Below are 23,473 nucleotides of genomic sequence, written 5' to 3'. Positions count from 1 at the left end.
TGCTTGAAAGGCAGCCGCGCGGCTCACGCGAGATGACGCGGCATCAACGGTATGGGGGCATGTCGATGGTGGACGAGAAGATGGACGGGTTTTCAAAGCTGGTGCAGGCGTGTCGCAGCTACCGACGCTTTGATGAGGCGGCGGGCATGCCGCGCGAGGTTTTGATCGACTTGGTGGACATTGCGCGCCAGACGGCGAGCGGCGCCAACCGCATGCCCTTGCGCTTTCGCGTGGTCTGCGCCGAGCAGGAGCGCGCGGCGGTATTCGTCCACCTCAAATGGGCGGGCGCGCTTAAAGATTGGGACGGACCCGTACCCGGCGAGCGCCCTGCCGGCTATATTGTGATCTGCGACGCGGGCGGCGGCGCCACCACGGCGGTGGATGAGGGCATCGCGGCGCAGACCATTGTGCTGGCGGCTGCGTCTGCCGGCTACGGGGCCTGCATGCTGCATGCGTTCAACAAGGCGGAGGTTGCCCGCGCGCTTGGTCTTGCGCAGAACGTCGCCCCGTTGATGGTGATCGCGCTGGGCAAGCCCGGCGAGGCGGTGGTGCTGGAGGATATGGCGGCAGGCGCCGCCTCGACCGATTATTGGCGCGATGAGAAGAGCGTGCACCACGTGCCCAAGCGCGCCCTGGACCAAGTGTTGCTCTGAAGATTTGGGCCCCGGGGCGCGTTACCCGGGGCAATGCCACGGATCCCCGCCGTGCATCGTGCTCGGCGGGTTTTCTATGCGAGGCTGCGGGCGATGGCGCGCACCACGGCGTCCGCCGCGGCTGAGGTCTTGGCGGGATCCTCGACCACAAAGATGACCTTGCCCTTGATGCCGAATTCCGTGATCTCCGAGAACACCACCTTGGGTCCCTCGACCACATGGGAAACATCGCTTGCCGCCGCCTTTGCCATCGCAGCCAGCTCTTCTGCCAACGCATCGATATCGAATGGCTTGGCATCCTGCTCCTCGCGCTGTCGCGGCACCGCAAAGGGAACTACCACGCGGCTTGCCGGCAGCAGGTGGACCAGCGCCGTCTTAGAGATGATGGAGTTGGGGACTATGACGGTCTGGCCCAGCGCGTCTTTGATGGTGGTGTGGCGCCAGCCCACGTCTTGCACCACGCCGGTCTCCGAGCCCACCTCGATGTTGTCCCCCGGCCTGACAATTCCCATAAACGTTACCTGCAGGCCGCCGATGAGGTTGGAAAGCGTGTCTTGAAAGCCCAGCGAGATCGCGATACCTCCAACACCCAGGGTTGTGATGATCGCATTGGCGTTGATGTTGTAGATGACGTCGAGGATGATGCTTGCGCCCAAGATCAGTATGGTCGCTCGGACGATGTTGATAATGATGGACGAGGACGGCAGGGGATTGCTGTCCCGGTCGAGGATATGCCTCATGGCGCGAGCGACTATGCGCGAGGCGGTGAGCGTCGCCAGAGCTAGGACCACGGTCCAAAGCACCTGTTGAACCCATTGGATTTGGGCGATGTGGATGAGCTGGGAAAAGATATCTTGCATGGGATCCCCTTGCGATTGGATGGCATGCAGCACATGATACCCTCGCTCCGAACGCCGCAAACCCGCGCGCGATCATCGCTGTGGTGTGGGCAGCCCATATTGTCTACTTTGGCTTATGGGTCAAGACGGATCGCGCGGGCGCATAGGGCATGCGTTGGGGATGGGCGCGAAAGACGAGCGTGAAGGCGCCTGCAAAGGTTAACAGCCTGTATCAGCACCATATTATCGACACAAAAGAGCGGCGAGCTCGGTAACATCTGGTGCCATTGGACGCGCGGCTGCAGGGAAGGCCGCGACGTCATGGTTCTACCGGAAGGGATGGTCGCCATGAAGCGAATCAGCCTCATTAAGAAGGGTGCCGCAATCGCTGCCACGGCACTCACCGCGCTCGCGCTCACCGCATGCGGCAACACGTCGACCCAGGACGCCGGCTCTACCGGTTCCTCCGACGCCACCTATAAGATCGGCGTGCTGCAGCTTACCGAGCACACCGCGCTCGACGCCGCCAACAAGGGTTTTGTGAAGGCCCTGGATGATTCCGGCATCAACTACACCATCGACCAGCAGAACGCCCAGAACGACCAGTCTACGTGCCAGACCATCGCCAGCAAGCTGGTAGGCGACGGCGACGATTTGATCTTCGCCATCGCGACCCCCGCCGCGCAGGCGGCCGCCAACGCTACCAAGGACATCCCCATCGTGGGCACCGCCATCACCGATTTCGCGGCGTCCGACCTGGTCGCCGATAACGACGCCCCCGGCGGCAACCTCACCGGCAGCTCCGATCTCACCCCGGTTGCCGAGCAGATCGAGATGCTGCACAAGGTGCTGCCCGACGCCAAGAAGGTGGGTCTGCTCTACGCTTCGAACGAGTCCAACTCCCTGATCCAGATCGAGATGGCGGAGGAGGCCCTCGATAAGCTGGGAATCGAGCACGAGCGCTACAGCGTCTCGTCCACCAACGAGATCCAGTCCGTGGTCGAGTCCGCCGTGGGCAAGGTCGACGCCCTTTACTCGCCCACCGATAACACCATCGCCCAGGGTGCCGCGCAGGTCGGCCAGATCTGCAAGGAGAACAAGCTCCCCTTCATCGCGGGCGAGGAGGGCATGTGCATGGCCGGCGGCGTATTCACCCTCTCCATCAACTACGAGGACCTGGGTTACCGCGCCGGCGAGATGGCCGTCAAGATCCTCAAGGGCGAGGCGAAGCCCGCCGATATGGCCATCGAGCACCTTTCCGCCGAGGACTTGGTAGTGGTTAAGAACCAGGAGATGGCCGACGCGCTTGGTATCGACCTTTCTGTTTTGGACGAGTAACCTCGCTTGGCCGCACGCTATAGGTAGTACGCCTTACGGCACCTTGGATACGGCACCGCCGCCCAAGGTGCCGCGTTGGGTTTCAAGGCTCCCGTCGAACGTTGGCGGGGCGCACGAATAAAAGGAGGTAGATGATATGGGTATCGCCCTTATGGGTGCCGTTTCCCAGGGTGTGCTCTGGGGCATCATGGTGCTTGGCGTATTCATCACCTACAAGCTGCTGGACATCGCAGACCTTACGGTCGACGGCAGCTTCGCGACCGGCGGCAGCGTGTGCGCCGTGCTGCTGGTTGCCGGAGTCGACCCGCTGTTGGCGGTCCTCGCCGGCATGGTCGCCGGTGGCGTCGCGGGTGCCGTGACCGGCTTTTTGCACACGGTGCTGGAGATCCCGGCGATCCTCGCGGGCATCCTCACCCAGATTTCCCTGTGGTCCATCAATTTGCGCATCATGGGCAAGTCCAATACGCCGCTGCTGACGCAGCCCACCGTTTTCTCTCGCATCAGCGAGATGACCGGCCTGCCGGAAAGCACGCTTGAGACCGTTGTGGGCATCCTTGTCGCCGTGCTCATCATCGCACTGCTGTACTGGTTCTTTGGTACCGAGATCGGCAGCGCGCTGCGCGCCACCGGCAACAACGAGGCCATGGTGCGCGCCCTGGGCGTCAACACCAACACCACCAAGATGATCGCCCTCACGCTGTCCAACGCGCTGGTGGGCCTGTCCGGCGCCCTGATTTGCCAGAGCCAGGGCTACGCCGATATCGGCATGGGCACGGGCGCCATCGTTATCGGCCTCGCCGCCATTGTTATCGGCGAGGTGCTGGGCCGTCTCACCCCTGGCAAGCTCGTCAGCTTCTCCAGCCGTCTTACTTCCGCGGTGGTGGGTTCCGTGGTCTACTTCCTCATCCGCGCCGTGGTACTCCAGATGGGCATGAACGCCAACGACATGAAGCTGCTTTCCGCCGTCATCGTCGCGCTGGCGCTGTGCGTGCCCGTGGTGTGGGAGAAAATCAAGCTTCGCAGCTCGTATTCGAAGGGGGATGGCTCCGATGCTTAAGCTCTCTCACGTCAAGAAGACGTTCAACCGCGGAACCGTGACCGAGAAGCGCGCCCTTACCGGCGTTGATCTGGAGCTTGCCGACGGCGACTTCGTCACCATCATCGGCGGTAACGGCGCCGGCAAGTCGACTCTGCTCAACATGATCGCCGGCGTGTACCCCATCGACTCGGGCACCGTGGAACTTGACGGCCAGGACATCTCGCGACTGTCCGAGCCCGCCCGCGCCAAATATCTGGGCCGCGTGTTCCAAGATCCCATGCGCGGCACCGCCGCCGATATGCAGATCGACGAGAACCTCGCCCTTGCCCGTCGCCGCGGCCAGCGCCGCACCCTTCGCTGGGGAATCACCAAGGACGAGCGCTCCGAGTATCGCGAGCTTCTCAAGATGCTTGATCTGGGCCTTGAGGATCGCATGAGCGCCAAGGTGGGCCTGCTTTCCGGCGGACAGCGCCAGGCTTTGACCTTGCTGATGGCGACGCTTACCAACCCGCGCGTTCTGCTTTTGGACGAGCATACCGCGGCGCTGGATCCCAAGACGGCCGCCAAGGTGCTGGCCTTGACCGAGCAGATCGTCGCCGAGCGCAAGCTCACCACGCTGATGGTCACGCACAACATGAACGACGCGATCCGCATGGGAAACCGTTTGATCATGATGGGCGACGGTCACGTGATTTATGACGTTGCGGGCGAGGAGAAGAAGAACCTTACCGTTCCGGACCTGCTCAAGAAGTTCGAGGAGGTCTCCGGCGGCGCGTTGGCAAACGATCGCATGCTGCTGAGCTAGGACATCGATCATCGTCCGCAGATGCCGCGCGCTGCGCACCGAGCATGGGGCGGACTGCATAATTCGCAAGGGAACGCACGGGGCCGGGGGGCTATTCGCTTCTCGGCCCCTGTTTTGCGCGTGCTTGGTTTTGCGCGGGCGCAAGGTGGGTAGAAAGGCCGATATGTCGAATGGTGGTTGACCCGGGGAGGGGTTATGAGACTGCACATTTCGTCAAAGCTCGCGAGCGTGCACAGCGAGACCGAAGTTGCGAACGAAAAGGGCGAGATCCTGTATACCGCCCAGACCGATCCGTTGTCCGCTCCAAGGCTGACGCGCGTTGTGGACGGTGCCGGTGTGGAGATCGCTCGCTATACCACTACGCGTACGGACACCAAGGACCGTGCGTACGGGATCTCGATGGCGGATGGGTCCGAGTTGGATCTCAAGCGCAAGTTCAGGGTGTCGGCCAAGACCAACGAGGCGGTCATCCGTGTGCAACCCGTTGGTTGGACCGTTGTCACCCGCCGAGCGTGGACGTGCCGCTTCGAGATTCGCGATGCTTCCGATCGCGTTGTCGCGCGAGCCAAGCAGGTGCCCGCGCTGCGCGGCGACGTCTACGATGTCGATGTGCTCGATGGTTCGCGCGAGGTGCGGATAGCCCTGCTGTCGCTCATCGCCCGCACCGTCATTCGGGAGGATTCCCCCTCGCCGGTGTAAGCGGCGGCGGGCTCGCTACCTGCCCGAGATCGCGGGTGGGCAGGGTTTTGCATTTCTAGCAGTCACCCAGATAGGTGATAGGGGAACGCCCCTCACCTGCGGAACCTCGCTTCGGCCATGAGCAGATGGCGGACCGCCCTTGCGATTTTGGGCCGCCTCTCGTCGTCGCGCTCGACCCTGAAGAAGTAGACGTAGGGGTTCAGGTAGGACTGCAGGTTCTCGGGGTCCATGCCGGCGAAGCGCCGGAGGTGGCGCTTGGGCCGCGAGCGCAGGTTGCTCGCCGGCTCCGTCGCCTCCGGGTACCCCGGGTCCCGCGCGTCCGCCTTGCAGGACTCGTCCGCAAGACCGTTCTCCCCGACGGGGACGCTATGGGCCCTCTCGCGGTCGTGGACGAGCGCCGCGCCCTTCCGCGACGTGACCCCCGGGCGCCGCCCCGATGCGGGCGGCGGAGGGCTCGCCGTGCCCGCAGACCACCGCGACGGGCTCCCTGCGGGCGTCGATGCCCACCGCTATGCACGGCCTCTGCTTGGACGGCCCGCGCTTGCGCGCCCGCCCGTATCCCTCGGAGGGGTCCGCGTCGTCGGCGTGGGTCCCATCCGCCCGAACGCCCACCCGGAGGGATTGTCGCCAAACAAAGATCCGGGTGGGCGTTCGGGCACATTCTCTGTTTGGCACGCATAAGGATAGCGCGGCCCTGCGGGCCGCGCTATCTATCACCTATCTGGGTGACTGTTAGATTTGCATTTATTTTGCGCGAAGGGGCTTGTTCCCATTGCGGAATACAAGGTAGCTGTACGCATAGGTCGCCAAGGACGATCCTATGACCGCGGAGAGGAGGAGGACTACCGCCGCCCCTCCCATCTGGCGAGAGAACAAGCCGGAGACGACGGTCACCAAGCCCGCGAGGACCATGGCGACGCCTCCGAAGCGGTGGGTGAGACGCCAGTTCTGGTCGTTGTCCAGCGCCCAAGGGGTCTTGCAGCCAAAGGAGTAGTTGCGCTTGACCTTTGGCAGGTAGTTACCCAGCAGCATGAGCCCGATGCCGACGGTGACTCCCGTGAAGATACCGATAGGGCTTTCATTTTGAGGGATGATGCCAAAAACGGTCAGCTCCGTGGTCCAGGTCATGCAGATCAAGAACACGGTGAAAAGCGTGACGACGCCGGTATAGAAGCTGCCCATGCGCTCGTACGCTTTTCCACGGGGGTCTATTTTGGGGAGCGCGTAGAAGAGCGCCAGCAGGCCCAGCGGAAGCAGGTCGAGACCCAGCGTCGCCATCCTGCCGCTCCATCCGTCAACGTTGCCGGCGGCGTCCCAGTGCGTAGGGACTATATCGGGTAGCTGCGGAAAGATGGCGAGATGCCCAAGGAAGCTTACGATGCACAGCGCACCCAGGGCTATCCAGGCACGACGGTTGACGGGGGATTTGACGCTTGCGCTGCGCTGCGTGTCGTTTTGCTTATTTATCATCTGAATCGCTCCTGTCGGTAAAGGTATAAAACCAGCTCATAAGGTTTTGCAGAACAGAGGTGTTGAGGCTGTAGACAATGGATTGCCCCTCGCGTTCCGCGTCGACCAGCCCGGCGGCCTTGAGGGTGTTAAGGTGGTGGCTGATCGACGGCTTGGTCATGTCGAAGTGGTCTGCAAGCTCGCCGGCGGTGAGATCGGCGCTTCTTAGTAGTTCGAGGATGCGCCTTCGCGTGGGGTCTGCGAGCGCCTTGAACGCTTCTCCTCCCATGGGGACTCCAATCTGGTTGACGAATTTTTGCTCATGATGCGTTGCCAAGACAGGCGCTGCCTGTGCGATGGCCCGTAGAGGATTTAGACAATTAAACAACAATCTAAATATAAAGTCAATACTAAATATCAAGTCAATACGAGCTCGCGCCTTATCGACCAGACCAGGGCAAATATCGCGCTGCTGTAGTCGGGAACGGGAAAACATGCAAGGATGCGGGTCTTGTGGCAGCTGCTAGAATAGAATGCTGGAAACTATCATCCTTACCGCATGAAAGGGTTTGGTATGGATCGCATCAAGATCGCCCAACTGTATGCCGATGCTCGGGACCTGGGTGGCAAGACGGTTACCGTTGCCGGATGGGTCAAGTCCGTGCGCGACATGAAGAACTTCGGCTTCGTTACACTTAATGACGGAAGCTGCTTCAAGGACCTTCAAGTGGTTATGAATCGCGAAGCCCTTGAGAATTATGACGAGATCGCTCATCAGAACGTTTCCGCCGCGCTGGTTTGCACCGGCGAGCTGAAGCTCACCCCCGATGCGCCGCAGCCCTTCGAGCTCGCGGCGACCGATATCGTGGTCGAGGGCGTTTCCGCTCCGGATTACCCGCTGCAAAAGAAGCGTGCGACGGTCGAATTCCTGCGTACGCAGCAGCATCTTCGCCCTCGCACCAACCTGTTCCGCGCCGTTTTCCGCGTGCGCTCGGTTGCGGCCGCGGCAATTCATCGTTTCTTCCAGGATCGCGGCTTCGTCTACGTGAATACCCCCATCATCACCGCAAGCGACTGCGAGGGCGCGGGCGAGATGTTCCGCGTTACCACCATGGATCCGGCTAACCCGCCTTTGGACGAGCACGGCAACGTTGACTTTAGCCAGGACTTCTTTGGCACGGCTGCCTCTCTTACCGTATCCGGTCAGTTGAACGCCGAAAACTTCGCCATGGCTTTTGGCGACGTCTACACCTTTGGCCCCACGTTCCGCGCTGAGAACTCCAACACCACGCGCCATGCCGCCGAGTTCTGGATGATCGAGCCCGAGATCGCCTTCGCCGACCTGGCCGACGACATGGATCTTGCCGAGGACATGCTCAAGTACGTTATCCGCGACGTTATGGATCGCTGCCCTGATGAGCTGGCCATGCTCAACAAGTTTGTGGACAAGGGCCTCATCGAGCGCCTTACCCACGTGGCTGGCTCTGACTTCGCTCGCGTGAGCTATACCGAGGCGGTCGAGATCCTGGAGCAGGCAGTTGCCGTTGGTCATAAGTTCGATTATCCCGTGAGCTGGGGCATCGACCTTCAGACCGAGCACGAGCGCTTCCTTACCGAGGAGCACTTCAAGTGCCCCACCTTCGTTACCGATTACCCCGCTGAGATCAAGGCGTTCTACATGCGGCTCAACGATGACGGCAAGACCGTGGCCGCTGCAGACTGCCTGGTTCCCGGCATCGGCGAGATCATCGGCGGCTCTCAGCGCGAGGAGCGCCTCGACGTGCTCGAGCGTCGTATCGCCGAACTTGGCATGGATGCCGAGCAGTACAAGTACTATCTCGACCTTCGTCGTTATGGAACTTGCAAGCACGCCGGCTTTGGCCTGGGCTTCGAGCGCCTGGTCATGTACCTCACGGGCGTGGGCAACATCCGCGACGTCTTGCCGCATCCCCGTACCGTGGGCAGCTGCGAGTTCTAATTCCAAGCGTTTCGGCGCATATAAAATATCATGATGCGCAACTACGCCGTTAAGATCGCGCGCATGGACCCCGTCTCGTCCTCGTCCAAAGCAGAGGCAATGCCAGACTGGGCCTCCGTGTCCGCCGCCCTTATGATGACGCGCTTCCATAGGGACATTCTTAACTAGCCAAGGCGATCGGTTAAGCGGGGAGCCAAAATGGGTGCGATAGAACGCCCCCGTCGATGCAGATTGCGTTGACGGGGGCGTTCCTTTACAGTGCGGTCATTGGAAGATGTTGTTTTATCGTCACAATGTGAGCGATCAAGCGAGAAGGGGGATGGGGGCATGGCTGAGCGAATCGAGCCGGTTGGCGCGCCGGTTGCGTATGAGACGCCGGACGCCGCCGCAATGCCGGCGGGGCGCCGAGATTACGGACGCATTCCGTTTGACGGGCTGCCCAACACACGCGATTTGGGTGGTCTGACCGGCGCAGATGGTAGGACGGTTCGTCGCGGCAGCCTGCTTCGGTCGGGCGCGCTCATTTTTGGCACGGACGACGATATCGCCCGCTTGCGAGATGATTATCGCGTGCGCCTGGTGGTTGACCTGCGTAACAACGAGGAGTTGGCGGAGCTGCCAGACCCCATGGAGCAGCTGCCGGACGCGGCGTTTGTGCATGCGAGTATTTTTGAGGATCGTCATGCGGGCATCACGCAGGAACGCGAGGCTCAGCTGGAAGCCGCCCGAAAGCGCGTGAAGGAGAGCGGCGATCCCGTCGACTTCATGGTCATGCTGTATCCCGCAATGCTTTTGGACGAGGTGGGGCGGAAGGGTTACCAGGAGTTCTTCGAGGCGCTTCTGGCTTGCGAGGACGGTGCCGCGCTGTGGCACTGCCATGTGGGGCGCGACCGCTGCGGAATGGCGTCCGTGCTGGTGGAGAGCGCGCTTGGCGTTCCTGCGGAGCAGATTCGGGCGGATTACTTGGCAACTAACTTGTTTGCTCCTGCCCAGCTTACGGCAGACGGAGCCGCAAGCCTGCGGTCGCTGGCTGCCGTTACGCGCGCCGTCGAGCGCGAGTATGGCGATTATCTGGCTTATATAAAGGAGGCGCTGGGTGTTGCCCCTAGCGCAATAGAGGATCTACGCGCCCGAATGCTTGTGTAATCAAGTCCAGCGTGGCGGGGCGCTGGGCTGATTGGTAGGGGTGCAAACTATCCGGCCCGGGTGCGCTCGGCGGGCGGTGGACGGCAGGGCTATCCCTGGGATATGCGAACAACGGCGTAGTGTCCGCCGTCGCAATCGTCCAAGCTTACAATAAACCCGGCGCCATCTTGATAGATGCGCGGGTAGATGGTTTGCCCGCGCGTGGCGGCGCGGCTGTACTGCACGTCAACGGTGACGGGCGAGTCTTCGCTGCGGTTGACAAGCGCCTGTTGGGCTTGCTGCGCCGGCGGGTACTCAAGCAGCGCGTCGATCGCCATGCCAACGTACTGCGCGTTGTTGACGTGGTGGTTGGTGTCGATATGGGTGGTCGCTACCCGTACGGGCGCGGCGTCGATGGCGATGGCGTCTTTGGGAAGGTGGATGCGCCGCTGGGGCGCGTCCATGTTGAGGGCGGGCTCGAAGCCGTCATGGTCTAAAAACGCTGCCAAGTGTTCATCGCTTATGCGGCAAGGCCTGCCAGTTGCGGCGTCATAGAGGAACCAGAGCGAATCCGCCTGTAGACATGGTGCCTCGTCAGCGTCGGCGTCCGCTGCGCGGATGGTGAAGTTGCGATTTGAGAACAGCCCCTTGTAGCCGGTGGGCCAGGTGTTCACGCAGATGGGATCGCCTAGGGCGGGGAGCTTGCGAATCTCGATTTTCCAAGCGGCGAGCATCCAAGCGCGGCCTGTGTCTGTTGCGCGCGCAAGGCCCTGGCCCACGGATTCCGCGTGGAAGGTGGAGGCATCTTGCAGGTAGTCGATTGCGGCGGGCACGCTTAAACGGCCCGTCTCATCAATTTCGCTATAACGAATCTTACTGGTAAACGTATACAAATTGATCCCTTAACTCGTAGCTGGTTCGTCTGTGCCGCCGGATCGACCGACGGCACGGTTTATGTGCGGCTTCTCATGCAAAAGAAATGGTACCCAACACAGCGGTCGCTTAAAGCTACTTGGTTTGGTCGGCGGTTCAGTTCTCGTCGCAGCCGCCGGCGCTGGTGCCGTTGCGGGCGACGGTGCAGATGCTGGCCCGGCACGCTTCCATGGGGTCTTCGGTGGGGTGCTCGATGGGACTTGACGTGGTTCTTCTGTTGGAACGCGCGGTGCGCCACGGTTGCCGCCAGCGTTTCGTCATATGCTAGGAAACGAAAAACGCTGCGTCGCATCTGTGGCGCGAACAAAAAGAAGGGCTCCGCAGGCGTCGCGGCATGCGGGGCGGAAGAGTCGAAAGCGAGAGCACATGATTATCGAGCAGCATGCCCTGTGGGGCGAGGAGACCACCCCGGTCTATCCGGCAACGTATACCGCCTATCTTGCGGACAAGCTGCCCAATACCACTACCGGTCCCCGCCCAGCCGTGATCATTTGCGGAGGCGGCGGCTTCACGCACATCGCCGCGCACGAGCAGGAGCCCGTCGCGTTCGAATTCCTCAACCGCGGTTTCCAGGCGTTTACGCTGGATTACGTTACCAGCTCCACCGGTGACGTTTCATATCCCAACCCCCAGGCGGACTTGGCGAAGATGGTCGCGACCGTGCGACTGAACGCGAGCGAGTGGAACGTCGATCCGGAGAAGGTCGTTGCGATCGGGTTTTCTGCCGGCGGTTTTATCTGCGCCTCTTTGGCAACGGAATGGAAGAGCGGCCCGTTCGCCGGGCTCACGGGGGCGCGTCCGGAGGACATTCGTCCAGATGCTGCCATCTTGTGCTATCCCGTGATCGATTTCGCCTACCTGCGCGATCAGCAGACGCGCGATCCGCGCATCGATTTGCGCGTGCCCAAGACGGGCGGTAAGACCGGTCGCGATCTGCTTAATGATTTCTTGTCGATGGTGACCGGCGGCGAGGCGACCGATGAGCACCTTGCGCGTATCTGCCCTGCTACCAACGTGAGCCGTAACACTCCGCCCACCTTTGTGTGGTGCGCCGCAGACGATAAGACGGCGCCCGCGGCGCAGGTCTATCCCTTTGCCCGCCGGATGGCGGAAGAGGGCGTGGTCCACGAGTTGCACGTGTTCAGCGAGGGCGCGCACGGCCTTTCCGTTGCAAACCGCAACACCGAGTCTGAGAACGTCGAGCGCCAGCAGGCAGTGCATGCTTGGGTCGACCTCGCGTTCGATTTCCTAGCACGCCAAGGTATCTGCTAGGCTTGTCGCTACGGCCACTCGTCGAGTTCAGCTGCCGGTCCAAACTGCTCGTTTAGTTTGCTGGTTTGAGCCGGTGGTTAGTCGTGTATTAAAAGATGCCACCTTGAATCGCTTCAAGTGGTTCAATCTAATACGTATTTCTAAATCGGTATTACCTTGGACCATTCTGGCTCAATAAAACGGCCCTTTCTAATACATGTATTAGAAAGGGCCGTTTCGCTATATGACGGAGGCGCCGCTCAGGTGCCTGGCTAAAACCTCGCTACCTTACCTCAACCTGGCAGCTGCTCATGGTATCTAGGGCGGCTTGGTGCGACTGCGGCGTCACGCCTGCGCAAAGACCGGCTTCCACGCGCATGGGCACTTCGGGCAGGTTTGCCTTGATAAGCAGCGCGTTGCTTACTACGCAGATATCCGTGCACAGGCCAACCAGCTCGATTGAGTCGATGGGCTCCACATCGTTTTGCTCGACCAGCCATGCCGCCAGGTCAAGCGAGCCAAAAGACGGCTTGTCAAAGACCAAGGCATCGCGCGTAAGCTGGATTCGCTCGAGCTCGTCGACTAGCTCCCAACCGGGTGTGTCGCGAACGCAATGGGTAACGGGGAGCTTCGCGCCCTCCTGCGTCTGAAGGTAGTCCTTGTCGTGCGTGTCCTTGGTAAAGACCACGGTTCCCTCGAATTCTTCAGCGCGCTGCGCGACCGCCTCCACAATCGCTTGGGCTTCGGGCGTTCCCAGCGAGCCGGATACAAAGTCGTTCTGCATATCGACGACGATGAGAAAATCGTTTGCCATGGCATCTCCCTGGTCGAATTCGCCCCCATGGGGCGTATGGACGAGATTATTGTACAGCCCCGCTGCAGCTGGTTGCGGTCCCGTTGCGTTGGGGTGGTCCAGCGGCTCCAACGCGTTCGGAATAGGGGGCAACGTTAAATCTTTCGGACAGATGGTACATGCGCACTGTCGTGCGAGGCGAAAGGCGGATAATACCCTCCACTATGTTGCACATCAGCTCGCGGCGAATACATCGACGGCGCTTCGCGCGTCGCTGGCCGCGGGCGACTCTCGACGCTGCCAAGGAGTCACCATGTCCATGCATTTCAAGCGCTTGCTTCCCATTCCTAAAGATATCCGCGAGGAGATGCCGCTTCGCGCCGACCTGGTCGAGGCCAAGCGCGAGTTCGACGCCCAGGTGGCGGCGATCTTCCGCGGCGAGGACTCCCGCCGCGCCCTGATCATCGGCCCCTGCTCGGCCGATCGCGAGGACTCCGTTTTGGAATACATGGACCGTCTCGCTAAGCTTCAGGAGCAGGTGCGAGACCGCCTGCTCATCATCCCGCGCGTCTACACCAACAAGCCCCGCACCAAGGGCACCGGCTACAAGGGCTTGCTGCATAACCCCGATCCGGAGGCCGGCGACGACCTGCTCGAGGGCGTCAAGGCTATTCGCCGCATGCACCTGCGCGTGATTGAAGAGACCGGGTTCTTCACGGCCGACGAGATGCTGTATCCCACCAACTACCAGTACCTGGTCGATCTACTGTCCTACGTTGCGGTTGGCGCGCGCTCTGTCGAGAACCAGGAGCATCGCCTGGTCGCTTCCGGCGTGCCCGTGCCCGTGGGTATGAAGAACCCCACCGCCGGCTCCACCAGCGTCATGCTCAATTCCATCTACGCCGCCCAGGCAAAGCAGGGCTTCATATACCGCAACTGGGAAGTCGAGACCGAGGGCAACCCGCTGGCCCACGCCGTGCTGCGCGGTTATATCGGCCTGGACGGTCGCACCTATCCCAATTACCACTACGAGCACCTGGAGCGCCTGGCTGAGCGCTACACGCCGGATACCTACGCGAACCCTGCCGTGGTGGTCGACTGCAACCATGACAACTCCGGCAAGCGCCCGCTCGAGCAGCTGCGCATCTGCAAAGAAGTGCTGGACTCCTGCCGTCGCAACGAATCCATCGACCGACTGGTCCGCGGCTTCATGGTCGAGAGCTACCTGGAGGACGGCAACCAGCCCGTGGATGGCGGCGTCTACGGCAAGTCCATCACGGACGCATGCCTGGGTTGGGAGAAGACCGAGCGCCTGATTCTCGATCTCGCTGAGCGCTCCTAGTCTGTTTCTAGATTGTCCGGGAAACCCGGTTTATGCGGACTTTCCTATGGGGTGCCTACATATAAGCAGATTCCAAGCGGCCCTTTTCGCGATAAACGCGGAGGGCCGCTTTTTCAAGGGGAGCGCCGTGGAGGGCGTCCATTCGCGCGTCTTATCGAAACGAGCTCCGATATGTCGGGCGCTTTGTCCAAATCTCCATGCAGAACCTCGCGATTAGCGGCATAATGGCTACAGTCGAAAAGGAGTTAGCCATGCATGACAACGGTCCCGTATTCGGCCGCAACGACGAGTGCTGGTGCGGCAGCGGCAAGAAGTATAAGAAATGCCATCTGGCGATCGATGAGCGCCTCAACGAGCTGTGGGAGCGCGGCGAGGAGGTTCTTCCCCGAGACCTGCTGAAGACCCCCGCCGATCTCGAGGGCATTCGCCGAAGCGCCGCGGTGAACGTGGGTGCGCTCGATTACGTCGCCGAGCGCATCGCCCCGGGCTGCACCACCGGCGACATCGACCGCTGGGTGCACGAGTACACGGTCGAGCACGGGGCCGTCCCCGCACCGCTCAATTACGAGGGCTTTCCCAAGAGCGTCTGCACGTCGGTCAACTGCGTGGTGTGCCACGGCATCCCGTCTGATGACGAGGTCCTAGTAGAGGGCGATATCGTCAACGTGGACTGCTCCACCATTTTGGACGGCTATTACTCGGATTCCTCGCGTATGTTCTGCGTGGGCGAGGTGCCGCCGGAGCGTCAGCGCTTGGTCGATGTGACGCGCGAGTGCGTGGAAGCGGGCCTTGCCGCTATCAAGCCATGGGGCCATTTGGGCGACATAGCCCACGCGGTGCAGGCGCATGCCGAGGGGGCGGGCTTCAACGTGGTCCGCGAGTTCGGCGGCCACGGTATAGGCATCGAGTTCCATGAAGACCCGTTCGTGGGTTTTGTGGGCCAGTCCGGTCAGGGCGTGGTGTTGGCGCCGGGCTTCTGCTTCACCATCGAGCCGATGGTCAACGCTGGCGAGCCGGACATCGACATGAGCGATCCCAATGAATGGACCGTGCGCACCGCCGACCGCTCCGACTCCGCGCAGTGGGAGGTCCAGCTGGTCATCACCAACGATGGGTACGAGCTTCTAAGCTGGTAGGTGCGCCATGAGGATGTTCAAGGGCAAGACGGCGCCGTGGTACATCGCGCTGTTCGCCGCTGTAATGGTAGGCTTGCTGGGGTTGTACATCTGGACGGTCCCGTCTGCGGGCGACGACCAATCGATGGTCGCCAGCCTGCTGTTCATCGCGATGGCGGTCGTCGTGCTGCTCATGGGCGTACCCATCAAGCGCAACCACGTCGAGGTGCGCTTTGATGACGCCGCGCTCGCCGCAGGTCCGGTCGCCGCAAGTGCGGCGGAGAATCCGGTTCCGCACGGGCACGTCGACGTGGTGTATGGCGTCTGGCGCACACGCATCGAGCTCGCAGACATCGCCCACATCGAGCGCTGTCGCTCCCTGCTTGCAATGGGGACGCATGTCGCCGCGAGCGCGTCGGATTGCGTACGCATCTTCACGCGAACCGGTGGCGTCATGGTCGTCGCTTTAAAGGACAACCAAGGCTTTATCGATCTCGTCAACAAACAACTGCGTCAGCACAAGGGATAGCCGCGCTTAATGTTTTCAAATTCCCGTGCAAGCTCCGCCTGTCATAGAGTCAACAAATGGCGCCCCTCAGGTCATCGGCCTAAGGGGCGCCTTGCATGCGGACGAATGTCTCGTGCGCTTACTACTCCGCAAAGATCACCCGTCCGTCCTTGCGGGGCTTGCATTCGGCGTTGGGAGAGGCAGGGTAGCCCACTACCAGGTTGCCAATGCCCTCGTAGTCGCCTTTGATGCCCAGCTTATCCAGAATCGCTTGGCCGTCCTCGCGCTCAAAGGTCTCCTTCGCGCGGTGGATCCAGCAGTTTCCCAGATTCAAATCGGTGGCGGCAAGCATCATATTGCCCATCACCAGGCTGCCGTCGTAAAGATACGTGGGCACCGACTTATCGGCCAGCACCACCAGCACCGCCGGCGCACCGTAGAAGGGGTCGCCCTCGGTACCCATGATCTCGGCGTTAATGCGCGATAGCTCGGCGATAAGCTCGGGGTTGGTTACCGCTACAATCAGCACGGGCTGTCGGTTGCGGCCGCTTGCGGCGTAGGTGCCGGCGGAGGCGATCTCCTCCAGGGTCTCTTTGGGTACCGGCTTATCGGTGAATGAGCGAGTGCTGTGGCGGGTAAGGATTGCTTCCATGACTTCCATTGGATTCTCCTGTCCATATGCGTGAATCTGCCGCGGCTCGCATCAAGGGCGCAGCGGCGCACGGCACAGTATTCCCTATTGGCCCATCGCGTGGAGGCGCAACTTCAAACGGAAACAAACGCCTTACCTAAGCGGTCTTTGGGTAGGGATAAGCGGTGTCATCCACGTATTCGCCATAACGCGTGCATCTCATCGACCGTTTATCGTCAAAATAAAACCGCTTTAAAAAATGCAATTAATACGGTGACAAAATACGCTAGGCTGGTTCGTTGCCCAAGGTAAACTTCGCGCGCGCCAAACGCCGCCGCATCCGTTGCCTTGCTTTGATGTTTGCATTATGAGGAGGAGCGCTTCTATGAAGACCGTCATCGTCGGCGCCAACCACGCTGGTATCGCGGCCGCCAATACGCTGTTGGACAACTACAAGGACCAGCAGGTGGTCATGATCGACCGCAATACCAACCTTAGCTACCTGGGTTGCGGCACCGCCCTGTGGGTCGGCCGTCAAATCGATTCGTACGAGAACCTGTTCTACACCAATAAGGAGGCCTTCGAGGCCAAGGGCGCTCGCATCTACCTTGAGACCAGCGTTACCTCCATCGATTTCGCCAACCATGTGGTGCATTGCCAGAAGGCGGATGGCACCTGCTTTGACGAGAGCTATGACAAGCTCGTCTTGGCCACCGGTTCGCTGCCCATCTCGCCCAAGCTGCCCGGCTGCGACCTTGAGGGCATCAGCTTCCTCAAGCTCTTCCAGCAGGGTCAGGAAGTCGATCGCTGGATGAGTGATGAATCCGTGCGCTCCGTCGCGGTGATTGGCGCGGGCTACATTGGCGTGGAGATCGCCGAGGCTGCCAAGCGCCGTGGTAAGGAGGTGCGCTTGTTCGACATCGCGCCCACTTCCTTGGCCAGCTATTATGACCCCTCCTTCACGGCGGTTATGGACGAGAACCTTGCGAGCCACGGCATCGAGTGTCACTTTGGCGAGCGCGTCGTTGCCTATCACGGTGAGAACGGCCGCGTGAGCGCGATCGAGGCAGAGAAGGGCACCTACCCGGCGGACTTGGTCATCAACGCCATCGGTTTCGTTCCCAACAACGAGCTTGGTCGCGACCATCTGGAACTCTTTGCCAACGGCGCCTACCATGTCGACCGTCGCCAGCGCACCAGCGATCCGGACGTCTACGCCATCGGCGACTGCGCTACCGTGTGGTCCAACGCCTTAGCTGCCGAGACCTATATCGCTCTGGCCACCAACGCTGTTCGCTCCGGTATTGTCGCGGGGCACAATATTGGCGGCACTCGCCTGGATTCCATTGGCGTTCAGGGTTCTAACGGCATCTCGATCTTTGGCTACAACATGGTCTCCACCGGCCTGTCCGTTGCCGCCGCTACCCGCGCGGGGCTGGATGTGTGCCATGCCGATTTCGAGGACCTTCAGCGCCCCGGCTTTATGCGCGAGAACGCCAGCGTCAAGATCCGCATTGTCTACGAGCGCGGCAGCCGTCGCGTGGTGGGCGCCCAGATGGCCTCGACGGAGGATATCTCCATGGGTATCCATATGTTCTCGCTGGCTATCGAGGAGGGCGTGACCATCGACAAGCTCAAGCTGCTCGATATCTTCTTCTTGCCCCACTTCAACCAGCCGTACAACTACATCACCATGTGCGCGTTGGGCGCAGAGTAGCAGCAAGTTGGGCGGCCCGCTATTACGTGGCCGCCCCTTTTTTGATGCGTATTCGTAAAAGCCGCGGTCGATGCGCCCGCGGCTCTATGCTTTGGGTCCCTGGACAAACCAGGAAAGGTCCGCGCATCCGGGCTGCAAGGGATCGCTTAGGCTCAGCTTCGCCATGGCGCCGGGCTTAAAGCCTATGCAGGCGCCGCTTAATAGCTCGACCATATCGTTCATAAAAGGAATGTGTCCCACGGCTATTACCGTCTGGGCATCGCTTTGCTCAAGCTCGTCCAGAAACGCGACGGAGTCTTGCTCCCATAGGCAGCCCTTGTCTACAAGCGGGCGCTCTCCAATGACGTGGAGCAGCGCCTGCGCGGTTTGGTGCGTGCGAACGGCGGGGCTTACCCACACCTGCGCATGCTCGCGCTCGCTATCATCCATAAGCGAAACGCCGCGGGCAAAGCCGGTGGGCGCGCGAAGCGCGTCGAGGCCCTGGTGAGTAAGCCTGCGCTCCTCGTCCAGCTGATCGAGGGATCCGGGCTCCGCTTTGCCATGGCGGATCAAAATGAGATTTTTGACCATGATTCCTCCTGTGGGCGCGCGGGGGCGTTGGCGAGGGGCCGGCGGTAATCGGGCGACTTGGTTTGGAGGGGCCCTATGTGCCGGGCAGCCTTGCTGCCGGCGCGCGGTGTCGATGCATATGACAAGCGGGGTCCGCGGCCAAACGGCATCGCGGACCCCGCTTTATGCTAGTAAAGTTTACTGTTGGTCCTGGGGTGGGCGCAAGCTGGTAAGCGCTGAATAGTCGATTTCCGCCGTTGAAGGGCGCATCTCGCCGGGCGCGTACCAATCCAGGGCGCAGTCGATCCAGGCGTTCCAGAAGGGCCACTCGTGCGCTCCAATGTCCGGCTCGTGGTAGGTTACGTCAAAACCGGCGTCACGCAGCAGCTGCACCACGTCGCGGTTGTTCTGGCACAGGTTGTCGTGCTCGCCGCATGCTCCGTAAAAACGTGGACGAGGAAGGTCCGGATTGTCGCGGAAGCGGTCGATAAGCGCCACGTAGTCTTTTTCAGATCCGATCACGGTGTCAAGGTCGCCAAAGAATCGCTCGTAGTAGCGCTTCTTGCGGGGCGAGTGCGATTCCACCGCCTCTAGCACGCGATTGCGCATGAAAGCGCCGGAAAGAGAGATGATGCTGCCAAAGCGGTCTGGGCGCAGCAGGCCGTTGATCACCGCGGTGTACGCGCCAATGGAGATGCCTGCAAGCGCGGTGTCCTCGCGCTTGGCGGAGAGCGGTAGCAGACGACGGGTAAAGTCGACCAGCTCCTCGCTAATGAACTTGCCGTGCCACTCGTCAATCTCGGGTTTGTCCAGATACAGTCCGTCTTCGCCGGAGGGCATGATTACCGCCACGTCACGCGCTTCCGCCGTCTCGACTACGTGCGTGCGATCAATCCAATCTACGTCGCGGCCAAACAGGCCGTGCAGCAGGTAAACCGTGCGATATGGGCCGCGGCGGCGTTTGGCCAGTTTTTCGCCGTCCATCTTGTCTGCGGGAATGACAGCGGTAAGCATGACGTTGCGCTTGAGGTAGCGGGAATAGAAGTCAATGCGAAGCAGGGCCATGAGCGCCTTCCTCTCTAATGCGTGCTAATTCCTCGTCCAGAGTTCCCCGTCCTAAATCTATAGACCCAGCCAGTCCAGGGCTTGGGGTAGGGCGACGTTCCACAGGTCCCAGTCATGGCCTCCGTCTAGCTCGCGGTATTCGACCTCAAGGCCCACGCCGCGCAGTCGGTCGGCGAGCACGCGGTTGGGATAGGCGAGCGGGTCGGCGTTGCCGCACGCCATGAAGACGCGCGGGCGCGGGCGGTTGCAATAAACCAGGTCCGCGGCTAGGCGCGCGGGGTCTTTGTCGCTGCCAACAAGCTGGGATAAGTCGCCAAAAGTCGACTCCAAAAAGGAGCGGCTGAGGAAGAAGACGTCGTTGTTGATGACGTCCTCGATGTTGTCCGCGATCATGGCGGAGGACAGCGAGATGACCGACCCAAACGTTTCGCAGTATTTAAAGCCCGCGCGCAGCGCTCCGTAGGCACCCATGGAGATGCCGCCGATAAAGGTATCTTCGCGTTGGGTGGAAAGCGGAAGGATGCGACGGGTGACGTTGATTAGCTCCTGGCCCACAAAGCGGCCGTAGAAGTTGTGCGACTCGGGTTGGTCAAGGTAGAACGCGTTGTAGCCGGATGGCATGACTACCGCCAGGTTGCGCGCGGCGGCCCAGCTGCGGATACGGCTTTCAGAGATCCAGTCCGCGTGGTTGCCGGTGATGCCGTGCAGCAGGTAGAGCGTCTTGAACGGAGGGCGCTCGGGCGGGTAAGGGCGGCGGTCCCAGCCTTTCTCGTCCGAGCGCATCTCCCAGTCCGTGCCCAGGGCGTCATCCATGCTGTCGAAGGGCAGCAGTATGTCGATAGTGGTGGTCCTCATCAATGAGGACGAGAAGTAGTCGATGCTGATTTGAGCCATGGTTCCCCCTTGGATCAGGCTTTATGCAACCTTGGTACAGAGCGGTGTTCCAAAGTCAAGCTATGGGACATTGTACTCGCGTAAGGTGGATTAAAAGACAGAGAACCAGCAGGTGAGAGATACCGTACGTATGACTACAAATAGACATCTGGCAATAACAGCTGCTGGTGCACGGCGCCGCTGGTGCCGTCGCGTGGCGTCGCCAGGAGGGGAGACGGGCTTGTAAACGTCTTGTTTATGGGCGGCGCCTGGTGCCGGAGCGCACGCGGAAGGGTATAAGCGCAGAATCTGTATCCGTTGGCGGGAGGCGCGCGCGTGGACCTGTTCCAGTATCTGGAAGGCGAATTGAGGACATTTGACCAGTTGGGGTTGACCCCGGTCGACTCGGCGGCGATTTCGCAGATGAGCATGATCGACGCTCCCGCGGTGGTGCCGGCCCTGCGCCGCGCGGACGTTGCCCGCCTGCGCCGCGTGGGCGGGATCGATGCGGCGGGCGCGTGCATGCCCGGTGAGGAGACCACCTTTATGGGCAGGCTTTCCGGTGCGGCAGATGCCGTGGCGGACCGCTTGTATTCGCGGACTGTACGCGGTGCCCATGCGTCCGACCTACTGGCGGCGGAGCTTTACGACTCCATGTTTACCGGGTTGGACCATGACAATATCAAGCGGCAGATCGCGTCGTTTGCGGCGAGCCCGCGCTTTCGCGAGTTGGAGATGCGCGATTACGTGGCGCTGCTGGACCAAGAGAGGCGCGTACAGTTCTCGGCAACGTGCTATGTGATGCCGGGCGCTTGGGCGTACGTGGCCTTTCGCGGAACGGACACGTCGTTTACGGGTTGGCGCGAAAACTTCGATATGGCGGTGACCCCGCCCGTTCCCGCCCAGCGCATGGCGGCTGCCTACCTTGAACTGGTTGCTCGCCATCTACCCCAGCGCCTGTATGTAGGTGGTCATTCCAAGGGCGGCAACCTGGCGACCTATGCCGCGGTGCGCTGCTCTGACGCCGTGCGCGCCCGCATCGCATGCGTGTTTGATCATGACGGCCCCGGGTTTAAAGCGGGCTTTCTCTCTGACGAGCCGGCGCTCGCCGCGCTTCGTGCGCTCGAGGGGCGTATTCACCGCACAGTGCCCGTCGATTCCGTTGTGGGCATGATTATGAATGAGGTCGCGCCTGCGCGGGCGGTGCGCAGCAGCGCCTATGGGATGGATCAACACAGCGTGTTTAGCTGGGAGATCGATGGCGGTGACTTTGTCTACGAGGAAGGCGTGAGCGCTGGGGCCAAGGGGACGCATGAGGTCTTGGGGGCGTGGCTGGCATCGTTTTCGGACGAGGAGCTGCCCGGGGTGGTGGACGCGCTGTTTAGTGCCATGGCGGTTTCCGGGGCTCAGAACGCCGGTCAGATCTTTGGCGGCGGACCCCAGGCGGCGCAGTGCATTCACGAGGCGATTCGCAAATCGGACGAGCACACGCGCGAGGTCTTGGGGCCGGCGTTGGCAAAGCTCGCCCAGATCGCGGCGGAGCGCATCGCCCGCGGCGCGGTGGCGGGCATCGCGCAAGGGTTCGCGGGCCTGTTTAATCGCTAGCACGCGCAAGTAGGCGTTTGCGGTCGAGGACTTCTACGGCCCCACGGCTGAGGGCGACCAGGTCCTCGCGCTCGAAGTACTTGAGCATGCGAGATACCACCTCGCGGGCGCTGCCCAGGTGGCGAGCGATTTCATCGTGCGTGACGACGAGGTGCGGAGAGCCCGTTCGCGAGACCTCGTCCAGCAAAAACGTGGCGAGGCGAGTATCGAAGCTGGCGAATAGTACTTGCTGCATCACCCACATGCAGTCGCTGAAGCGTTGCGCGGTCTGTCGATAGAGATACGCTTCGACTGCAACGTTCTCCTGCGAAAGCTGGGAGAAGTAGCGCGGATCGATGATGAGGGCCTCGATATCCTCAGCGGCGTCGAGGGCGATGTCGAACGTGATCATGGGCAGGATGCAGGAAGCGGCGAGCACGCAGGTCTCTCCAGCCTCGACGCGGAAGAGCGTGATCTCTTTTCCGGTTTCCGAAGGCATGTACGCGCGCAGGCGACCCGAGATCGCGACGACGACGCCGGCGCATCCCGAGCCACCGCCCTGCACACGTTCGCCCGCGCGCGCCATAAGCGGGCGCGTGGCGGCGGCGAGCTGCGTTTTCTGTTCTTCGGTAAGGTCGCCCCAGAAAGGAAGCGCGGCGGCGAGCGCGCGAGCGACGGCGTCGCGGGGCGCGGCGGAGGCGCTGCTCCTGCTGTTTCCGGTGCTGTTGACGTTGCCTTTGGCGGGGGCGGGGCTGGTTTTGAGGTTCTTGTCGGCGGCGTTGTCGATGGATGACATGGGTGCCTCGATTGCGTTGGGGTTGTGTCTGTTTGCCAAGCGTGACAGGCTGGGGCGAGCTGCGCAAGGGTTTTTGCAGCAACTGGGGTGGATGGGCTGCCAGATGGGCTGGCAGGCAGGCCGACAGGTGGGGCGTTGGATGGGCCGGCAGGCAGATTGGCAGATGGGACAGAGACGTGCAGCCGAACGCGCCTGGCTCCAAAGCCCGGGGTCAAATAATGCGTTAGTGCGGAATGGGGCGAGTGACAAATAACGGCTTAGTGTGGGACTTAGGTCAAATAGTCGCTTAGTGCGGTCCCTAGAGTGTCAAATAATGCGTTAGTGCGGTGAAAGAGGGCGATAGGTTGGGTACCTTATGAATAGGGCATTTGTATCGACTGAGTTAGAAGGC

The 23,473-nt window shown here is 61.4% G+C and carries 24 protein-coding genes; 14 read left to right on the top strand and 10 right to left on the bottom strand.

The annotated features are described in order from the left end of the window. Window positions 1-65 precede the first annotated feature (65 nt). Window positions 66-653 carry a nitroreductase family protein gene (locus HMPREF9452_RS09735; protein WP_198003596.1) on the top strand — a complete coding sequence of 196 codons (588 nt, stop codon included), beginning with the start codon at window positions 66-68 and terminating at the stop codon, window positions 651-653. Between the two features lie 74 nt (window positions 654-727). Here the strand turns inward: HMPREF9452_RS09735 and HMPREF9452_RS09730 are convergent, their stop codons facing one another. Continuing rightward, a complete protein-coding gene (locus HMPREF9452_RS09730) occupies window positions 728-1,513 on the bottom strand; it encodes a mechanosensitive ion channel family protein (RefSeq protein WP_009141970.1) in 786 nt (261 codons plus the stop codon). Between the two features lie 327 nt (window positions 1,514-1,840). Between HMPREF9452_RS09730 and HMPREF9452_RS09725 the strand changes: the two genes are divergently transcribed. The 4 genes from HMPREF9452_RS09725 to HMPREF9452_RS09710 all read left to right on the top strand — a co-directional run bounded on the left by HMPREF9452_RS09725 (window position 1,841) and on the right by HMPREF9452_RS09710 (window position 5,373). Then, window positions 1,841-2,830, top strand: coding sequence for an ABC transporter substrate-binding protein (locus HMPREF9452_RS09725; protein WP_040362944.1), 990 nt, complete (start codon window positions 1,841-1,843; stop codon window positions 2,828-2,830). 136 nt (window positions 2,831-2,966) lie between these two features. Then, window positions 2,967-3,887 (top strand): ABC transporter permease, encoded by a 921-nt coding sequence (locus tag HMPREF9452_RS09720; RefSeq protein ID WP_009141968.1) that lies wholly within the window; start codon window positions 2,967-2,969, stop codon window positions 3,885-3,887. After that, window positions 3,880-4,674: an ABC transporter ATP-binding protein gene (locus tag HMPREF9452_RS09715; protein WP_009141967.1), complete on the top strand. Its 795-nt coding sequence runs from the start codon at window positions 3,880-3,882 to the stop codon at window positions 4,672-4,674. The genes HMPREF9452_RS09720 and HMPREF9452_RS09715 overlap by 8 nt, the downstream gene beginning before the upstream one ends. 195 nt (window positions 4,675-4,869) lie before the next feature. Next, window positions 4,870-5,373 (top strand): hypothetical protein, encoded by a 504-nt coding sequence (locus HMPREF9452_RS09710; RefSeq protein ID WP_009141966.1) that lies wholly within the window; start codon window positions 4,870-4,872, stop codon window positions 5,371-5,373. Between the two features lie 744 nt (window positions 5,374-6,117). Here HMPREF9452_RS09710 and HMPREF9452_RS09705 read toward each other — a convergent pair. Together HMPREF9452_RS09705 and HMPREF9452_RS09700 are read right to left on the bottom strand one after the other, a co-directional pair. Next, on the bottom strand, window positions 6,118-6,843 hold the full coding sequence (locus HMPREF9452_RS09705; protein WP_009141965.1) for an SdpI family protein: 726 nt from the start codon (window positions 6,841-6,843) through the stop codon (window positions 6,118-6,120). Next, window positions 6,833-7,111 (bottom strand): autorepressor SdpR family transcription factor, encoded by a 279-nt coding sequence (locus HMPREF9452_RS09700; protein ID WP_009141964.1) that lies wholly within the window; start codon window positions 7,109-7,111, stop codon window positions 6,833-6,835. The genes HMPREF9452_RS09705 and HMPREF9452_RS09700 overlap by 11 nt, the downstream gene beginning before the upstream one ends. Window positions 7,112-7,396: 285 nt before the next feature. On the opposite strand from HMPREF9452_RS09700, the gene asnS reads away from it, so the two are divergent. From asnS to HMPREF9452_RS09690, 3 genes are all read left to right on the top strand, one after another. Beyond that, entirely contained in the window at window positions 7,397-8,800 is a 1,404-nt protein-coding gene (gene asnS, locus HMPREF9452_RS09695) for an asparagine--tRNA ligase (RefSeq protein WP_009141963.1), read from the top strand. A gap of 30 nt (window positions 8,801-8,830) precedes the next feature. After that, window positions 8,831-8,968 (top strand): hypothetical protein, encoded by a 138-nt coding sequence (locus HMPREF9452_RS11860; protein WP_156786184.1) that lies wholly within the window; start codon window positions 8,831-8,833, stop codon window positions 8,966-8,968. Between the two features lie 159 nt (window positions 8,969-9,127). Further along, the gene (locus HMPREF9452_RS09690; protein WP_009141962.1) at window positions 9,128-9,946 is read left to right on the top strand and encodes a tyrosine-protein phosphatase; all 819 of its coding nucleotides are present in this window, start codon (window positions 9,128-9,130) and stop codon (window positions 9,944-9,946) included. An 89-nt stretch (window positions 9,947-10,035) separates the two neighbouring features. Here the strand turns inward: HMPREF9452_RS09690 and HMPREF9452_RS09685 are convergent, their stop codons facing one another. After that, window positions 10,036-10,818 (bottom strand): acyl-[acyl-carrier-protein] thioesterase, encoded by a 783-nt coding sequence (locus HMPREF9452_RS09685; RefSeq protein ID WP_009141961.1) that lies wholly within the window; start codon window positions 10,816-10,818, stop codon window positions 10,036-10,038. Between the two features lie 406 nt (window positions 10,819-11,224). On the opposite strand from HMPREF9452_RS09685, the gene HMPREF9452_RS09680 reads away from it, so the two are divergent. Continuing rightward, entirely contained in the window at window positions 11,225-12,130 is a 906-nt protein-coding gene (locus tag HMPREF9452_RS09680; protein WP_009141960.1) for an alpha/beta hydrolase, read from the top strand. A gap of 262 nt (window positions 12,131-12,392) precedes the next feature. On the opposite strand, the gene HMPREF9452_RS09675 is transcribed toward HMPREF9452_RS09680, so the two are convergent. Continuing rightward, on the bottom strand, window positions 12,393-12,923 hold the full coding sequence (locus HMPREF9452_RS09675; protein ID WP_009141959.1) for a cysteine hydrolase family protein: 531 nt from the start codon (window positions 12,921-12,923) through the stop codon (window positions 12,393-12,395). Between the two features lie 292 nt (window positions 12,924-13,215). Between HMPREF9452_RS09675 and HMPREF9452_RS09670 the strand changes: the two genes are divergently transcribed. The 3 genes from HMPREF9452_RS09670 (at window position 13,216) to HMPREF9452_RS09660 (ending at window position 15,888) form a co-directional block, all read left to right on the top strand. Then, complete coding sequence (locus tag HMPREF9452_RS09670; protein WP_009141958.1) at window positions 13,216-14,244, top strand: 3-deoxy-7-phosphoheptulonate synthase; 1,029 nt, start codon at window positions 13,216-13,218, stop codon at window positions 14,242-14,244. A 251-nt stretch (window positions 14,245-14,495) separates the two neighbouring features. Beyond that, on the top strand, window positions 14,496-15,380 hold the full coding sequence (locus HMPREF9452_RS09665; RefSeq protein ID WP_009141957.1) for a methionyl aminopeptidase: 885 nt from the start codon (window positions 14,496-14,498) through the stop codon (window positions 15,378-15,380). 7 nt (window positions 15,381-15,387) lie between these two features. Next, a complete protein-coding gene (locus tag HMPREF9452_RS09660) occupies window positions 15,388-15,888 on the top strand; it encodes a PH domain-containing protein (RefSeq protein ID WP_009141956.1) in 501 nt (166 codons plus the stop codon). 121 nt (window positions 15,889-16,009) lie between these two features. Here the strand turns inward: HMPREF9452_RS09660 and HMPREF9452_RS09655 are convergent, their stop codons facing one another. Next, window positions 16,010-16,528, bottom strand: a complete 519-nt coding sequence (locus HMPREF9452_RS09655) for a nitroreductase (protein WP_009141955.1) — start codon at window positions 16,526-16,528, stop codon at window positions 16,010-16,012. 355 nt (window positions 16,529-16,883) lie between these two features. On the opposite strand from HMPREF9452_RS09655, the gene nox reads away from it, so the two are divergent. Beyond that, window positions 16,884-18,215: a H2O-forming NADH oxidase gene (gene nox / locus HMPREF9452_RS09650; protein ID WP_009141954.1), complete on the top strand. Its 1,332-nt coding sequence runs from the start codon at window positions 16,884-16,886 to the stop codon at window positions 18,213-18,215. An 84-nt stretch (window positions 18,216-18,299) separates the two neighbouring features. Here the strand turns inward: nox and HMPREF9452_RS09645 are convergent, their stop codons facing one another. The 3 genes from HMPREF9452_RS09645 to HMPREF9452_RS09635 all read right to left on the bottom strand — a co-directional run bounded on the left by HMPREF9452_RS09645 (window position 18,300) and on the right by HMPREF9452_RS09635 (window position 20,723). After that, a complete protein-coding gene (locus tag HMPREF9452_RS09645) occupies window positions 18,300-18,785 on the bottom strand; it encodes a SixA phosphatase family protein (RefSeq protein ID WP_009141953.1) in 486 nt (161 codons plus the stop codon). A gap of 177 nt (window positions 18,786-18,962) precedes the next feature. Further along, window positions 18,963-19,829, bottom strand: coding sequence for an alpha/beta hydrolase (locus HMPREF9452_RS09640; protein ID WP_009141952.1), 867 nt, complete (start codon window positions 19,827-19,829; stop codon window positions 18,963-18,965). A 57-nt stretch (window positions 19,830-19,886) separates the two neighbouring features. After that, on the bottom strand, window positions 19,887-20,723 hold the full coding sequence (locus HMPREF9452_RS09635) for an alpha/beta hydrolase (protein WP_009141951.1): 837 nt from the start codon (window positions 20,721-20,723) through the stop codon (window positions 19,887-19,889). Window positions 20,724-21,038: 315 nt separating this feature from the next. On the opposite strand from HMPREF9452_RS09635, the gene HMPREF9452_RS09630 reads away from it, so the two are divergent. Further along, the gene (locus HMPREF9452_RS09630) at window positions 21,039-22,307 is read left to right on the top strand and encodes an Mbeg1-like protein (protein WP_009141950.1); all 1,269 of its coding nucleotides are present in this window, start codon (window positions 21,039-21,041) and stop codon (window positions 22,305-22,307) included. On the opposite strand, the gene HMPREF9452_RS09625 is transcribed toward HMPREF9452_RS09630, so the two are convergent. Further along, window positions 22,297-23,082 (bottom strand): Crp/Fnr family transcriptional regulator, encoded by a 786-nt coding sequence (locus tag HMPREF9452_RS09625; RefSeq protein ID WP_009141949.1) that lies wholly within the window; start codon window positions 23,080-23,082, stop codon window positions 22,297-22,299. The genes HMPREF9452_RS09630 and HMPREF9452_RS09625 overlap by 11 nt on opposite strands. Between the last annotated feature and the right edge of the window lie 391 nt (window positions 23,083-23,473).

The organism is Collinsella tanakaei YIT 12063 (assembly GCF_000225705.1).
GTDB classification, from domain to species: Bacteria; Actinomycetota; Coriobacteriia; order Coriobacteriales; family Coriobacteriaceae; genus Collinsella; species Collinsella tanakaei.
This window is presented reverse-complemented; position numbering and strand designations above follow the sequence as displayed.

Bases quoted from the DNA above. Each gene is read 5' to 3' on its own strand.
- HMPREF9452_RS09735 (WP_198003596.1), top strand. From the start codon at position 66: ATGGTGGACGAGAAGATGGACGGGTTTTCAAAGCTGGTGCAGGCGTGT.
- HMPREF9452_RS09730 (WP_009141970.1), bottom strand. From the start codon at position 1,513: ATGCAAGATATCTTTTCCCAGCTCATCCACATCGCCCAAATCCAATGG.
- HMPREF9452_RS09725 (WP_040362944.1), top strand. From the start codon at position 1,841: ATGAAGCGAATCAGCCTCATTAAGAAGGGTGCCGCAATCGCTGCCACG.
- HMPREF9452_RS09720 (WP_009141968.1), top strand. From the start codon at position 2,967: ATGGGTATCGCCCTTATGGGTGCCGTTTCCCAGGGTGTGCTCTGGGGC.
- HMPREF9452_RS09715 (WP_009141967.1), top strand. From the start codon at position 3,880: ATGCTTAAGCTCTCTCACGTCAAGAAGACGTTCAACCGCGGAACCGTG.
- HMPREF9452_RS09710 (WP_009141966.1), top strand. From the start codon at position 4,870: ATGAGACTGCACATTTCGTCAAAGCTCGCGAGCGTGCACAGCGAGACC.
- HMPREF9452_RS09705 (WP_009141965.1), bottom strand. From the start codon at position 6,843: ATGATAAATAAGCAAAACGACACGCAGCGCAGCGCAAGCGTCAAATCC.
- HMPREF9452_RS09700 (WP_009141964.1), bottom strand. From the start codon at position 7,111: ATGGGAGGAGAAGCGTTCAAGGCGCTCGCAGACCCCACGCGAAGGCGC.
- asnS (WP_009141963.1), top strand. From the start codon at position 7,397: ATGGATCGCATCAAGATCGCCCAACTGTATGCCGATGCTCGGGACCTG.
- HMPREF9452_RS11860 (WP_156786184.1), top strand. From the start codon at position 8,831: ATGATGCGCAACTACGCCGTTAAGATCGCGCGCATGGACCCCGTCTCG.
- HMPREF9452_RS09690 (WP_009141962.1), top strand. From the start codon at position 9,128: ATGGCTGAGCGAATCGAGCCGGTTGGCGCGCCGGTTGCGTATGAGACG.
- HMPREF9452_RS09680 (WP_009141960.1), top strand. From the start codon at position 11,225: ATGATTATCGAGCAGCATGCCCTGTGGGGCGAGGAGACCACCCCGGTC.
- HMPREF9452_RS09675 (WP_009141959.1), bottom strand. From the start codon at position 12,923: ATGGCAAACGATTTTCTCATCGTCGTCGATATGCAGAACGACTTTGTA.
- HMPREF9452_RS09670 (WP_009141958.1), top strand. From the start codon at position 13,216: ATGTCCATGCATTTCAAGCGCTTGCTTCCCATTCCTAAAGATATCCGC.
- HMPREF9452_RS09665 (WP_009141957.1), top strand. From the start codon at position 14,496: ATGCATGACAACGGTCCCGTATTCGGCCGCAACGACGAGTGCTGGTGC.
- HMPREF9452_RS09660 (WP_009141956.1), top strand. From the start codon at position 15,388: ATGAGGATGTTCAAGGGCAAGACGGCGCCGTGGTACATCGCGCTGTTC.
- HMPREF9452_RS09655 (WP_009141955.1), bottom strand. From the start codon at position 16,528: ATGGAAGTCATGGAAGCAATCCTTACCCGCCACAGCACTCGCTCATTC.
- nox (WP_009141954.1), top strand. From the start codon at position 16,884: ATGAAGACCGTCATCGTCGGCGCCAACCACGCTGGTATCGCGGCCGCC.
- HMPREF9452_RS09645 (WP_009141953.1), bottom strand. From the start codon at position 18,785: ATGGTCAAAAATCTCATTTTGATCCGCCATGGCAAAGCGGAGCCCGGA.
- HMPREF9452_RS09640 (WP_009141952.1), bottom strand. From the start codon at position 19,829: ATGGCCCTGCTTCGCATTGACTTCTATTCCCGCTACCTCAAGCGCAAC.
- HMPREF9452_RS09635 (WP_009141951.1), bottom strand. From the start codon at position 20,723: ATGGCTCAAATCAGCATCGACTACTTCTCGTCCTCATTGATGAGGACC.
- HMPREF9452_RS09625 (WP_009141949.1), bottom strand. From the start codon at position 23,082: ATGTCATCCATCGACAACGCCGCCGACAAGAACCTCAAAACCAGCCCC.